At 54.7% G+C, this 13,864-nt stretch carries 14 protein-coding genes; 12 read left to right on the forward strand and 2 right to left on the reverse strand.

Annotated features, from left to right (window positions below; all coding sequences use genetic code 11):
• Window positions 1-4 precede the first annotated feature (4 nt).
• The 12 genes from MHK04_RS11400 (at window position 5) to MHK04_RS11455 (ending at window position 10,404) form a co-directional block, all read left to right on the forward strand.
• Window positions 5-1,621, forward strand: coding sequence for a terminase large subunit domain-containing protein (locus MHK04_RS11400; protein WP_239208822.1), 1,617 nt, complete (start codon window positions 5-7; stop codon window positions 1,619-1,621).
• Window positions 1,618-3,093: a phage portal protein gene (locus tag MHK04_RS11405; protein ID WP_411350911.1), complete on the forward strand. Its 1,476-nt coding sequence runs from the start codon at window positions 1,618-1,620 to the stop codon at window positions 3,091-3,093. Before MHK04_RS11400 ends, MHK04_RS11405 begins: the two co-directional genes overlap by 4 nt.
• On the forward strand, window positions 3,094-3,810 hold the full coding sequence (locus MHK04_RS11410; RefSeq protein ID WP_239208827.1) for a VG15 protein: 717 nt from the start codon (window positions 3,094-3,096) through the stop codon (window positions 3,808-3,810). It abuts the gene before it with no gap.
• 92 nt (window positions 3,811-3,902) lie between these two features.
• Window positions 3,903-4,439, forward strand: a complete 537-nt coding sequence (locus tag MHK04_RS11415) for a coiled-coil domain-containing protein (RefSeq protein WP_239208830.1) — start codon at window positions 3,903-3,905, stop codon at window positions 4,437-4,439.
• A gap of 30 nt (window positions 4,440-4,469) precedes the next feature.
• Window positions 4,470-4,895, forward strand: coding sequence for a hypothetical protein (locus MHK04_RS11420; RefSeq protein ID WP_239208832.1), 426 nt, complete (start codon window positions 4,470-4,472; stop codon window positions 4,893-4,895).
• A gap of 2 nt (window positions 4,896-4,897) precedes the next feature.
• Window positions 4,898-5,956: a major capsid protein gene (locus MHK04_RS11425; RefSeq protein ID WP_239208834.1), complete on the forward strand. Its 1,059-nt coding sequence runs from the start codon at window positions 4,898-4,900 to the stop codon at window positions 5,954-5,956.
• A 505-nt stretch (window positions 5,957-6,461) separates the two neighbouring features.
• Complete coding sequence (locus tag MHK04_RS11430; protein ID WP_239208836.1) at window positions 6,462-6,713, forward strand: hypothetical protein; 252 nt, start codon at window positions 6,462-6,464, stop codon at window positions 6,711-6,713.
• Window positions 6,706-6,996: a hypothetical protein gene (locus MHK04_RS11435; RefSeq protein WP_239206718.1), complete on the forward strand. Its 291-nt coding sequence runs from the start codon at window positions 6,706-6,708 to the stop codon at window positions 6,994-6,996. Before MHK04_RS11430 ends, MHK04_RS11435 begins: the two co-directional genes overlap by 8 nt.
• A 3-nt stretch (window positions 6,997-6,999) precedes the next feature.
• Complete coding sequence (locus MHK04_RS11440) at window positions 7,000-7,377, forward strand: hypothetical protein (protein ID WP_239208838.1); 378 nt, start codon at window positions 7,000-7,002, stop codon at window positions 7,375-7,377.
• 76 nt (window positions 7,378-7,453) lie between these two features.
• The gene (locus tag MHK04_RS11445) at window positions 7,454-8,446 is read left to right on the forward strand and encodes a phage tail tube protein (RefSeq protein WP_239208840.1); all 993 of its coding nucleotides are present in this window, start codon (window positions 7,454-7,456) and stop codon (window positions 8,444-8,446) included.
• Between the two features lie 51 nt (window positions 8,447-8,497).
• Complete coding sequence (locus tag MHK04_RS11450; protein WP_239208842.1) at window positions 8,498-9,127, forward strand: hypothetical protein; 630 nt, start codon at window positions 8,498-8,500, stop codon at window positions 9,125-9,127.
• Window positions 9,127-10,404 carry a hypothetical protein gene (locus tag MHK04_RS11455; protein ID WP_239208844.1) on the forward strand — a complete coding sequence of 426 codons (1,278 nt, stop codon included), beginning with the start codon at window positions 9,127-9,129 and terminating at the stop codon, window positions 10,402-10,404. The genes MHK04_RS11450 and MHK04_RS11455 overlap by 1 nt, the downstream gene beginning before the upstream one ends.
• Before the next feature lie 50 nt (window positions 10,405-10,454).
• On the opposite strand, the gene MHK04_RS11460 is transcribed toward MHK04_RS11455, so the two are convergent.
• Both MHK04_RS11460 and MHK04_RS11465 read right to left on the reverse strand, forming a co-directional pair.
• Window positions 10,455-13,304 carry a DNA methyltransferase gene (locus MHK04_RS11460; RefSeq protein ID WP_239208846.1) on the reverse strand — a complete coding sequence of 950 codons (2,850 nt, stop codon included), beginning with the start codon at window positions 13,302-13,304 and terminating at the stop codon, window positions 10,455-10,457.
• Window positions 13,305-13,327: 23 nt separating this feature from the next.
• Window positions 13,328-13,756 (reverse strand): adenine-specific methyltransferase EcoRI family protein, encoded by a 429-nt coding sequence (locus tag MHK04_RS11465; protein WP_239208848.1) that lies wholly within the window; start codon window positions 13,754-13,756, stop codon window positions 13,328-13,330.
• Between the last annotated feature and the right edge of the window lie 108 nt (window positions 13,757-13,864).

The raw sequence follows: 13,864 nt of genomic DNA on the forward strand, positions 1-13,864 counted from the left end.
CCCTATGCCTTTTAAGCCCCGAGAACCTGGAGAATTCCCCTCGCTCGGCTGGGAATGCCTGGCATGGATAGAAGAAAACCTCGCCCAGCCAGACTGCGCCGAATACCAACCCCTGGTACTTACACCTGAACAAGCTCGCTTTATTCTGCGCTACTACAGACTCGACCCTGAAACTGGACAACGTGTCTATACACGCGGCATTCTCTCCCGCCCTAAAGGCTGGGGTAAGTCGCCAATCATGGGCGCTATTGGCGCCCTCGAAGCACTAGGCCCAGTATGTTTCGGCGGGTGGGACGCATCAGGGCAGCCTGTGGGGGTTCCATGGTCTGAATTCACCACGCCGAAAGTACAATTTGCCGCAGTCAATGAGGACCAGTCCAAAAACGCTTATGGGCCGCTGCTAGAGATGCTGCGAGACGGCCCAGCCATGCAAAACTACGACATTGACCCAATGGAAACGTTTGTCGCTCTTCCTAAAGGCCGCATCGAATTCATTACCGCGGGAGCATTGTCAAAAGAAGGCGGCAGGCCTGTATGGTTTTCTGCCGACCAGACCGAGGCGTGGACTCAGAGCAACGGTGGTGTGAAGCTAGCTGCAGTGCTGCGTCGCAACACAGGCAAGCTAGGTGGTCATTCTATCGAGACCCCTAACGCCTATAGGCCGGGCAGTGGTTCGGTTGCTGAGGAAACGTTTAAAGCTCTCGAGTTGCAGCAGCAGGGGCGGCTTAAGCGAGAAACGATTCTGGTAGACCACCGAGAAGCCCCTGAGGATACGGACTTAGCTGACCACGATTCGCTCTACCGCGGTCTGGTGCACGCCTACGGGGATTCTGCCCGGGACAATGGCGGCTGGGTGGATATTGAGCGCATCATTACCGAGATTTGGGACCCGTCGACTGACCCTTCTGATGCGCGACAGTTTTACCTTAATCAGATTGTCTCTTCGTCCGATTCTTTCCTCTCCCACCTCGAGGTTGATGCGATTGAGGATAGGGATAAGGCTATCCAGCCAGGCGACAAGATTGTGTTGGGCTTTGACGGCTCAAGAGGCCGTGTGCATGGTAATGCGGATGCGACCGCGTTAATTGGCATGCGCGTAACAGACGGGCATCTGTTCGAAGTTGCAGTATGGCAGTCGAAGAACCCACGAGACCCGGACTGGGAGCCAGATACGCGGCAGGTAGATGCAGTCGTGCGCGATTGTTTCTCCCGATATCGTGTCGTGGGCATGTACTGTGACCCGTCCGGCTGGACTGAGCATGTTTCAGCGTGGGAGGCAGAATTCGCCCCGAAGCTGAAGGTTAAGGCAACGTCGGGACACCCCATGATGGCGTGGCCGAGGGGTAAAAGCGCCGCGGTGTATCAATCATTAAGTGAGTTTCGGCAGGCGGTGGTCAACCGGGATATTACCTACGATGGCGGCCCGTATTTGCGCGCTCATTTGCTGAATGCAAAGCGTAGGGAAACGCGGACTGGATATTTGCTTTATAAGTCGTCACCGGAGTCTGCTGATAAAATTGACGCAGCGTATGCGGCAGTCATGGCTTATAAGTGCTATTTGGATGCTGTGTCTCGAGGGGTGTCAAAGCCGAGGAAGAAGAGGGGGTCATTCGTTTTATGATTCGGGGGCTAACGCAAAATGAAGAAGACATTCTAGGTGTATTAACGACTGAGGTCACAGGACACCAGCAGGGTAATAAGCAGCTGGCGTCATACTATGATGGGACGCATCGTGTGCAGCGCATTGGCGTGGCTGTGCCTCGTACATTGTCGGATATTGGGGTTGTTTCCGGATGGCCGGCAACCGTGGTGGATACCTACGGTGATTTGCTACGCATGGATGGGTTCATCTCGCCTGACTATGGCGAGCAGATGCGGCTAGTCACACGTCGGTTCAATGTTCCGCTTCGAGTCTCTGAAGCTATCTTGGACATGTTGATTTTCGGTCTGGGTCTACTAGCTGTAGAGCCCGACCCACACGGCGTATTCCGCCTGCGGTCGGTGTCGCCGTTATCTGGTTCTTTGCTGTGGGATGATGCCACGAATGGGCCCGTTGCTGGATACAGGCGCTCTGGAGTAAATTCCGAGGGTCTATACCGAGAAGTGTTGTATCTGCAGGGCGAAGTCATCGTTATTTCCAAAGACCCAACCGACATGGGCACTGTGCGCTCAGTGGAGCGATTCGACGTTCCTGGAGGCGGGTTCCCGATGTTCAGACTGCGAAATCGCCTGCGCACTTCGCATTGGTCTGGACAGTCAGAAATCACCCCGGCCGTGCGGTATCTTACCGACGCTGCCGCCCGTACTTTGGAAAACATGGAGTACAACTCCGAGTTTTATGCTTCTCCACAGCGATGGGCTACCGGCGCCTCACCTGAGGATTTCGGCTACGACCCGGAAGGCATGACGGAGTTCGACCGCGTTGAAATGGGCTGGCGTACCTCTATCGGCAAGATGCTTGTCATCAACGGCGATGAGGACGACCCCAAGCAGCCCAGCGTCGGACAATTCGCGTCGTCTCCCCCAACTCCATTTATCGAGCAGGTACGTGCCTACTCTCAGTTGATTGCTTCTGAGTCAAAGATTCCTGCACAGTATTTTGGTTTCATGACGGAAAATCCGCCGTCGGGTGACTCGATTCGTGTGTGGAAAGAGCAACTGATTCGCGCATCTGAAATTAAGACGGAGTTAATGAATCCGGATTTGCTGGAGCTGGCCCGCGTACTGGTGCAGGTGTCCGACCTCGACCAGGACGTCGACATTGAGGACCTCGTCGACGGGCTCGAAGTGGATTGGCGTGACCCGGCTACCGCGTCCAAGGCCGCTGATGCTGATTGGGCTCTAAAGCTACTGACTTCCGGAGTACTCGCACCTGATTCCGAAGTGCTCCTGAAGAACCTGCATTTTTCGGCGGCTGACCGGCTTCAAATCGAGCAGGAGAATCGAAGTAAACGCCTATCCCAATTAGCGAAAGTGCTGGAGGCATCTTCAACCGAGGAACAATCACCCGAGGATACCCCGACTAAGAGCCCGGAGGATTCTGCACCGTCTCCACGACAAAAGGCCAGCGAAGATGCCAAGGAGGCACGTTAGATGGATGTGCAGCGTCCCTGGACGTCGATTACACCTGTAGTCGATTCCATTGCACGTAAAGCTATTGAAGACTTGAACTCTCGAGCTCGAGTTATTCCGGACCTTACTGCTGACCCTTATCGGCAAAAGGAGCTTTTGCGCCAGATGGTGAGAGAGACTATCGACTCGTATGGCATGGCCGTCTCTGATGCCACAATGGTGTGGCTAGAGGAGCAGGAAGACCACATGGGAATGCGGCCGGTGGAGTGGAAGCCTCGTCGGGTGGATTCTCACCAGGTTGAGGCGCGTATGGCGCATGATTTCGCGCCTTTGTTCTTCGAGGAGCAGGGCTATAACCGGGCGTTGAATTCGATGGGGTTTATCGTCGCCGATGAGTTGTATTCCCGTCAGCGAAAGAATGCAGAGCATACCGCGTGGAAGGGTGGGGGTTCGTGGGCTCGTGTTGCGCACCCTGGAGCATGTGCTTTTTGCACCCTTTTGGCCTCGCGCGGGTTTGATTACACTTCCCGTTCTACTGCTGGTGGTGGTTACTCTGGTGCGCATTTTCATGACCATTGCCGATGTTTGGTGATTTGTCGTAAGCGGGGGCACGTTGAGCTTCCAGAGTCGACGATTCGGGCGCAGAAGATTTATAAGAAGGCTCAGGAAGAAGTTGGCAGCACGGACCCCGATGTTTTGTTGCGGGCGATGCGTCAGGTGGGTGGCCTGAGTAAATGAACACGTGTGCTATTATTTTGGGTGGTTACGGTTTGTATCCGGAAGGGATGAATGAGGCCGTAGTCCACAAACTGAACATTTAGGGGGAGACTGTGTCGCACGAGGACGCACGCACTGACAAGTCCGAAAAGGACACCACCGACGTGGATGCTGCCACCAACGCCGCAAAGGCTGAATCCGAAACCGCACCAGATGACTACCGTAAAAAGTACGAGGACATGCGGTCCCACTCTCGCACGTGGGAAAACCGGGCGGAAAAATCGTTAGCGCAAGTTGAGAAACTTACCGCAGATAAAGAGAAACTCGAATCCACGATTAAAGACCTACAATCCGAGCTTTCAACAGCACATAGCCAAGTTGAAGATGCTCAGCATAATCGTGATTTGATTATCCACATTGCGGCACTTGGCGGCGACGTAGAGCAATTATTCGACTCGAAAAGCTTCTGCGCAGCCGTCGATAAAATCAACTCTGACGACGACGATTACGAATCCACGCTCAAAGACCTCATCGGCAAGCACTCCCCCGCCGCCCCTTCACCGTCGCGGCTTACCTGGGAATCTCCGAATCAAGGAATCTCCAGGGGCGAAGAGTTGTGGCAGCGGCGCCAACGGCGCCAGGGGGCGTAGTCCACATTCATCACATCATCGGGGGATATTATGCACTTTCGGCCAGAATTTGACCATTACTCTCCCAGCGACCTGTCGTGGCTGGGCTCTCGCCACGCAGTAGACAACGCCGAGACCGGCACGCTGGGCGAAAAGACTACCCATATTCGCACATCCGTCCTACCCTCTGGCACCGCCTTGCACCGCGAAGGAGACTACTGGGTACCAGTGACGTCAAAGACTCAGTCCGTGGACGGTTTCCTACTTACCGACCAAGACAACAACCCAGGAGAGGTTGTACCCATCGCGTGGCACGGCCGCGTCCGCGTCGACCGCCTTCCAGACTCCAACAACCGAGTCACCATCGCAGAATGCGACCACTCAGAGTTCACATTTGTTCATGAGCCGCACGGTTCTTTGTGGAATGAAGACGGTTCCACCAACTTCGATGCCATCGGCGACGTACGGGAGGATTAATCATGGGTTCTACGCACATTTGGAACGAGGTCCTCTCGCCGGAGGACCTGACTATCTACGCAAACCACTACCTGAACGACCTGCAGACCGCCGGCGGCTCCCTGTCTACTTACTTCCCCGACCAGCTCATCAACGACATGTTCTTTAGCTGGATGACCGAGCAGGACACCGGCCGACTCGCAGAGGTTCGTTCTGCAGATGCTGAAACGCCGATTGGTTCCATGGGCGGCGGACACAAGGCCATGATGCAGATGCCACTTATCGGCCAGAAGGTCCGCATCAACGAGATGGACCAGCTGCGTAGCTTCCACCAGGGTGATTCTCGCTTCCAGGAAGATGACATGACCAAGGCCACCGAGACCGTAGTGCGCGCAGTTGCTAACCGCGTCGAAGTAGCCCGCGGAGACGTTCTCACCACCGGCCGTGTGCGCTATATCGAAAATGGCGCCATCGTCGACGCCGGCATTGGCCGCGATGAAGAATTCGAGGTCACCCCGAAGAAACACTGGGATGACCAAGACTCCGGCGCCCTGGAAGATATCATCTCGTGGGCCATGGACTATGAGGATGCCAACGGTACTAAGCCGGGCACCATTATTGCCTCGCCGAAGGTTATCCAGAAGCTGCAGACGAATAAGCAGTTCCGCGATGCGGCCAACACTACGGGCGAATTGGCACGCGTATCGTCTGGCGCTATCAACGCCGTGCTGCAGGACCAAGGCCTTCCGGGGATTACGTCGTATTCTCGTTCGGTGCGTGATGGTAAGGCTGCTCGCCGCATTCTCGATGAGAATACGTTGTACTTCCTTCCGCCGGAGACTCAGTCTGGTCTTTTGGGCTATACCGTGTGGGGCCAGACGGTGGAGATGCATTCTCCGGAGTACAACCTATCTGGTGCAGGCCAGATTGCGGTGGGCGCGTGGCGTGAGAACGACCCGATGGCGTATTGGGTTCGTGCTAATTGTGCTGTTCAGCCCATTTTGACGAATCCGAATATGGCCATGGTGGCCCACGTGGTTAAGCCGGGGCCGTCGAAGAAGGCTGGCCGTAGCGCTAAGTAGTCCTGTTTGGGGGTTCACGTGGACACGTACTGCACGATTGACGACGTTACTGACCGTTTAACCATTGAGCCGGATAAGGACGATAAACGCCTTATTGTGGCGATGGTGGAAGAGGCGACTGTCGCTGTTGATGCTTACTTGGGTAGGCACTTTGATAGGTCAGTTCCGGCGGCGGTTCGTGTGGTGTGTGCCCGTGTGGCTGCCCGAGCCGTGTCTCGTGGCTTGTCGTCTGCTCCTGTGGGGGCTGAGTCTCAGTCGTTTACTGCGGGTCCGTTTTCGACGAGTCAGAATTTTGGGTCGAATTCGAATGCCGGCGGTGTTTTTCTAACCGCTGAGGATAAGCGCATGTTGCGTTCGGTTGGGGGTGGTCGTCGTGGCGCGTTCACGGTCTCACTCTACTAAGTCGGGGTATCCGCTTCCTTTCCGCGTGCAGGTTCGCCGGCGTGTGGATTCTAGGGAGGATTCTTTCGGTAATCCGGTAACCAGATGGGGTGGTCCTCAGGTTGTGCGGGTTGCTGGTTGGTCTATTGATCAGTCTGCCGAGCATGGTCCGGATGATAAGGATATTCGTCGTGTGGATTGGGCTGGGGCGTTGTTTGCGATTCCTGGTGATGTATCTGCCGGTGATGTCATCCACTTGGGTGGTGTGGATTTCGTGATTGCCGATGGTGGGCATGATTTCACGCACGGACCGTGGTGGGACCCGGGTTTGGCGGAGTATAAGCTGCGTATTTTTGAGGGGGTTGAGCGTGGCTGACAGCTTTAAGTTCAAGATGAATCACCAGTTTTTTAATCGCGTGCTCAAGGAATCATCGGAGACTAAGCATCTGGTTGATAACAAAGCCGAGGAGTTCCGGTCGAAGGTCGGCGAGCACTACGTCGTCAAGGAAGCGGAACCTGGTCATCGTAGGTGGCGTGCGCTTATCGTGCCGACTCCGTATGACTGGGAGGCCTACGGTCACGAGAAAAAGCATAATGCTTTGCAAAAGGCCGTAGGCGCCTACCCAGTCGCGTCGAAGTCACCGAAGAAGGGGGCTTAAGTGATGCGGCATCCGTCTGCGATTGTTGTCTCATGCTTAAAGCGGTGGCTTAAAGGTTCCGAGTTCGACGGAGTGTATGTAGCGACCAAGGTTCCGGATGAGCTTAATGGGCCTATGGTTCGGGTTGATGCTGCTGCTCCTGACCGAGAGACACCGGTGACGGACCGCACTCGCATCATGCTGCAGGTCTACGGCACCGACGATGAGTACTGCGTGGACTTACTGTCGGCCTGTCTGGAGGGTATGGAGGTTTCTTACCGTGCTGAGGGGGATATTTTGGATTGGGATACTGATACCGACCCGTATATTTTCCCTGACCCAGATAGACCATCTGCGGTGCGGTGGCAGGGCGCGGGCACATTATGGACAGCGTTAAGTTAAGTAATTTTCATGTATAATACGTGGTAACTGCCCTGCTTAGGGTGGTTACTCGGGGTAAAAAATTGGGGGAATTCGCATGTCACGTATGCGACAAAACATTGTTGTCGGCGCGCCCGAGGTCAAAAGCGGCGGCGCCGCATGGATTGGCATGGCGGGCATCAACCCGCTACAGACGCCACACTCTGCCTCTGTCAGGGTGGCTTCACTGCCGGCAGTCAACAAATTCAGCCCGGCTGGCTACATCAGCGAGGACGGACTAACCAAGACTGTCGACCGTGACACCGAAAAGGTCATGGACTGGGATGGTGACACCATGGCAGTGCTGCAATCCAACCACTCGGTGCAAATCAAGTGCAAGTTCCACGAGATTGTCAATTCTCATGTGGCTACTGCTGTTATGGGCGAAGGCAACTTCCGTTCCCGTCATGATGGACGAGCAGTCCAGATGATTGATAACGCGACGGAGACTCCCTATCGCTCATTCATCTTTGACATTCACGGCGGCGAAGACCTGAAGGGACGCTTGTTCATCCCGAATGGTCGCGTCACCGAGCTCGACGACCAGGTGTTCTCGCGAGGAGAAGTCGTAGGCTTCGACGCCACGATTGAGTGCTTCCCGGATGAAAAGGGAAACAACCTCTACACCTACATTGACCGCCGCAACGTCAAGAAGGATACTGATGACCGCTTCCCAGATGATGGGCTACCGGTTGTATCCCTGGCAGAAATTGAAGACATTGTCCGTAATGCTCTCAATGGTCTGCCAATCTCGCCGGACTTGGTTGCGGGTCTTTTCTACTCGCTCATTGACGGTAAGGGCGGATTGAACCTTGATTTCATCGAAAAGCTCGCTACACACCTTGCGCCGCTTAACGGCGTGGACGATGTGCTGCAGCTGATTTCCGACCTGTTGGAGGGCAAAGACGCTGCCACGCTGATTAAGGACGTGGAAGCACTACCGTTTACTCCGCTGAATCGTCACAATCGTTGGGCCCAAGCAGTTGTAGACCTGCTGACTGGCTCCGGCGGACGTCAGACTATCGATGACTTGACCGGCGGCATCATCTAAACACTCACCTATTCGGGTAATTTTAAACACTACATTTTGGGGGAATATTTCATGGCTGATAAGGATAGCCTACTTTCTCAAATCACTAACTCCATCCGCGACCTGCAGCAGCAGGGCGGCGTGGAAAAGGACACCGCCGATTCTCTTACCGGCATGTTCTCTAATTTCAATACCATCATCGACAAGATTTCCGAGTCCATTCCGCAGCAGGTCTCCATGCTGGGCCGCACCGTCAAAGACGCAAAGACGCTCGTAGATGACCTCAAGCAGATTCTCGGCGGCCCCTTGGTATTCCCAGGCACCGGCGTCCCTTCTGCCATTAAGGGCATCGAAGACGCCAAGACTCGCCTGCACGACTTAGTCTCCGAGCAGTTCGGTGATACTGACATTCTGCCGGAGAAGGCTGCCGAGCGTGTCAAGGAGCTAGCAGACCACGCCGGCAAGGTCGGTTCCGCAGTGGATGAGTTTGTTGGTTCTTCTTACGCAAAGAAGCTCTTTGACGGAATCACCCCGGGCGATGGCTTCCCAGAACTAGTAAGCAAGTTCGATGCTCTTCCAGAGGCTGACCGCAAGAAGCTCACGGACTTGGTCACTGGAATCGGCTCTTCCGCCCAGCCAATCGGTGCTGCCCTCGTGGACATTCTGCGCGCATTCAACGAGGACACCAAGGAGGAAAAGTAATGGAATACAAGTACACTGACCGCGATACCTATGGTGAGTTCAACCCCACTACCCTGGTGGACCGCCTCGAGTCGGCCGGCGTTATTCCACACGAAATGGCAGACGCACTCACCCAGGCTTCTAGCGCACTGCTGAACCTGGGTGACGATACTCGCAGTGAAGTGGAAAAGGCTGTTTCTACTCTTGTTGGTGAGGCCGAAAGTGGGCAGGAAGTTCTGGATACGCTCAAGGCCAATATTGATACTGCGATTCATGAGCCGGACCCGTTGAAGAAGGTTGCGGATTTCAAGGCTGCAGCTGACGAGCTGGTTGATGGGCTTGAGGGCCAGCTGAAGGACCTTGGTCTGGAGAAGGTCTCTGACCTTTCTGAGATTCGTTCTGTTGCCCGTGACTTTGCTGAGGCGTTGGATACGCTGAATGCTTCGGCACCGATTGCACAGGTGGTTAAGAAGCTGCCTGGTGGTGCACTGCCTGGCCATGTGTTGGAGGCTTTGGCTGAGCTGCGGCAGGATGAGCTTGATGAGCTGGCGAAGCACTTTGACGCTGTCACTGAGCGTGGCGGCAAGCTTATTGGCGAGTTGGCTTCCTTGGGCGCTGATGAGGCTGTGCACAAGGCTGTGAAGGCTGCTGAGGGGCTATCTCCTTTGCTGGCTGTGGCTTTGGCAGCGGGCTCTGTTGTTGCCCAGGGCGCTGAGGCGGTCAAGGGCATTGTTGATTTGGGTGTGGCCTTAAAGGCTGCTGTGGTCAAGGGCTTGTTTACCGCGGGTAAGGGTCTTTTGGCTGCTCCGGTTATCGCGCAGTTTAAGGCGGCGAAGAAGCTTCCGTTTATTGTTGTCGCACTTCAGATGTTTAATCACCATGAGGTACGTCAGGCGCTGCTGCACGTATTTAACGAGGTGCTTATTAACGCGCTGACAGCGTTTAACACTAAGGCCGTGGTCAAGGCTGTTCGTGCTGCGGTGGACTTCCTTGTTCTGTCTACTCCGATTCGCGTTGCGGTGCGTGGCAATAACCTGTTGAAGATTCTCAATGGGCTGAATATTGGCCGTATCCTCTTCAACGTGTTCTTGCTGTCTCGCGTTCCTCAGTTGGGTCATTTGCCGGTTCGTGGCTTGGGCCTGCGTGGCGTGGAGACTTTGGCGGCTGGTTTGTTCGCTAACTGGCGGGTGCTGAAGACTGTGTTGACTCCGCTGGCGTTGAAGCCGGGCGTTCTTATCGGCGATGTGGTAGCGTTAACCGTGGTCGCGTACCTGGTCGTTGGTGCGTTGACTATTTAGGGAATAATGTCCATGGAGCCAAGGGGCTGAAGGAATCCTCCTTCGGCCCCTTACTTCTTGGTTAACTCGGCGTAGCTAACAAACAGTAGCTCTTGGCGCTGGCGCTCGGTAGTAAGTTTGCGTGGAGCGCCAAAGGCTTTGTCTACTTCTCGGTCAAGCGCGTTGTGAGCCTTAACCAACTCCGGGGACATTGCAAGGGGGTTGTAGTGCTCGGCCAGTGAGCGTTCTGGGTGCAGCGCGCGAGCTTCGAGCACCTTCTTGCCTGCTTTAATAATGCGCTGGCGCGTCTTCTCGTCCAACTCTGGCACAGGGAAAGTGTTCCACGTCAAGGTATTAGCAAAGCGGATTCGCGATTCAAGTCTGCCGCCGATGGTTTTCTGCCATGTGATGAACATCGACGACGACGCTAGCGCAAACATCAAGCCGTCTAGATCTTGAGCATGAAATACCAGGTCAGAAGCAATTACGTTTGATGGATACCTTTGTACGGTGAAATACGAGCGGCGTTCGCTTACTACCTTCGGCAAGCAAAGGTAGTCAGTATCCGGTTGCGACCGCTGGCCGAATAAGTGCGGAGTTTCAGCCATTTTCCGTGTACTTGCCGCTTTACTGTCGGCCCGGAAAGCTTTGACTGCTTCTAGACGCCTTTTCAGCACCGGACTCTGAGCAATGTCTGACGGTGCTACATCTACAAGCCATAGACACCACCGATCTAAGCCGTTCATTAGCTCTCGACTACCCTGGAAAGGACGAACATACTTTGCCGCTACGGGGTCACTCATAACCCCGTTGTATTCGTCTACCTCAACTAGAAGGTTGCCGCCATCTCGCGCCATATTTCCGAAGGTTGCGGGCGATATTTCCGACGAAATAGGATGCCGGGATTTATCGACAAGAACATTAGGGCCGTCAACCAGATAGCCATTAATGGACTGGCCTACTTCCGCTGAGACTGGCTCGCCCTTTACATCGGGATAATCCCACAGACGTGGACGTGGTTGACTCTCCTTATCGAAACCAACAATAACGCAGTGAACAGCAGCTTTACCGGGTGCCTCAGAGTCCCAAGCAAACGTGCGGTGAGCGAAACGAATACGCCACCCTGCTTTGAAGATAGGGCCAAACAGCCGTGGCACTTGATCGCCTTGAGTAATTGAATTGGTGGTGACAAACGCAAAACGACCTTCTCGGGACTCAAAGAAGTCCAAGCACTTCGCATGCCAGCCCGTGACGTAGTCCAAGCGTGATATATCCTCAGTGCCCCACAAGTCTCGGAGTTCTTGAGTTTGTTCAGCAGTTCTCGTCGCATGCCCCAAAAACGGTGGGTTGCCGAAGATATAGGTCTTGGTGGCAGAAGCTGGGAGTATGTCTGCCCAATCAAGTTGCAGGGCGTTGCCATGGTGAATGTGTGCGGTAATCTTAATCGGCAACCGCTCAGGAGGCCTACCCACAGCGTTGGCAAGCTCCTTGTTGGCCTGATGGTCTACAAGGAACATGGCAGTCTCAGCAATTTTGGCAGGCCACCAGTTCAACTCGAAGCCGTAGAACTGCCCAATTGATAGCTTCTGCTCCCACTCAATATTTAGCGACATACCAGTCTCACCACGGCGTTGGCGGATAGCGACAATGATGTCTGTTTCAATCCGGCGCAGTTCCCGATAGGCCACTAGGAGAAAGTTTCCTGAGCCGCAGGCTGGGTCGCAAAAGACCAGCTCGGCCAAAGAGTCACGGAAGCGCTCCAACGCGGCCACCGACGTCGACGGAGAAGACACTAGTTTGTCCGCCTCAGCCCGAAGCTCGTCTAGGAAAAGCGGCCCGATGGTCTTCATGATGTTGGTCTTAGACGTGTAGTGCTCACCGTCGCTGCGGCGGGCCTCCTTCGATTTCACCAACTGGAACAACGAACCAAAGACAGAGACGTCGATAGTCGACCAGTCGAAGTCGCAGGCAGCAAGCAGGGCTTTACGCATCTGGTAGTCGAAGTACTCCGAGGCCAACGGCTCAGCAAATAAGGCACCGTTGACGTACGGGAATTTCGCCAACGTTGACGGCAAACGCTTAGGCCGCTTTTCTGGGGCAGTATTGAGCACGGTAAATAGCTCGTTGAGCTGTGGGCCGAGCGTTTCTGGGGTGGTTTCATTGTGCACAAAGTCGGCAAATAGGTGCGGGGTATCCCAGAGTCCTGCGTCGTCGCCGAAGAGAAGGAAGAGGATACGGGTGAGGTAGATAGAGGTGCGCATGACGCGCTCGTCTTCTTCGTCTGGATTGGTGGGAGCGTCATCGCCTACTTCCTCGTCGACGTCGTCGCCGTTCATGGCGCGGAACAGCTCAACCATTAACCGGGAGGCTTCCAGGGACGCCTTTTCTTCTTCCCGGTAGGCGGTGGTTTCATAGTCGGCGAGGAACGCAAGTTGGTCGACGTGCTCGTCAATCTCCGCTAAAGGGAATGTGATGTCCCAGTCTGCGCTATCGCCGACATAGGTGCGGTTCAGGCGGGTTACTCGTAGGGTCTCGAAGTTGGAGCAGATTACGTAGGCCGGCATGTGCGAGTTCGCGATAGTACCGCCCAGCAGGTAATCGAGGGCTTGGGCGTGGGCGTCGTCGAGTGGGACGCCGAGGGACTTGGCCTCACCTATGACTTTGCCGGGCATGAACATGTCGATTTTGCCGGTGCGCCCGGTTGAGGCGCGTTTTGCGCTGCGTTGGTACAGGTACAAATCGCGGGCGTTGACACCGAAACAGTCGAGTAGGTCGCCCCAGAATTGTTGGTCGTGACTCGACTCGGTCGCGAGACGGTTTTCCGCCTTCCACTGTTTAATGTGGGCAAGCCACCGGAGTTTGAATTCGGTGAGGTTGTGGCGAATAGTGGCGCGGTCGAAGGCGGTGGTCGTTGTTGGCATTTTAGTATGTTGATTCTAGAGGGTTAGTTTCGTTCGATAATGATGCGTGGTTCGACGAGTTCTTCGTTTAGGGATAAGGGTTCTCCATCGTGGCCTGTGTTGTAGTCGACTAGGTGGAATTGTTCTGGGCTGTAGTCGGCTAGGAACGTGACTGGTACGCCCATGAGCCCGGTGTAGTCGGAGGGGATGTTGTCAGTGTTGGGGATGTCTAAAGCGTTGAGGTTGTCGTATCTCGGATAGAGAGATTTATTGTGCGCCCAGGTCTTGGTCAGTGGAATGGGTTGGTGGCGTTTAAGGTGGTCAATGTTGGTCAGCCATATGAAGCTTTCTGGAGTAATAATTCGGTTGCCTTTTTGGTTGTACCCTGGGTAAGTTTTCAGGACTTTTATTTTTTCCGGTAATACGAAACCTGAGAAATCGTGGTCGGAATTGTAGCCCAACGGCGGAATCAAGCGGTGGATGCGCCACGCTTGAATAGTTCGTTAAGTATTTCACGTGGGGTTGCGCCGCCGAGGATTTGTCGGGGTGTTTCGTTGAGCTCATTTTGCACCCACGCGACA

This window comes from Corynebacterium nasorum (genome assembly GCF_022345765.1).
GTDB lineage: Bacteria > Actinomycetota > Actinomycetes > Mycobacteriales > Mycobacteriaceae > Corynebacterium > Corynebacterium kefirresidentii.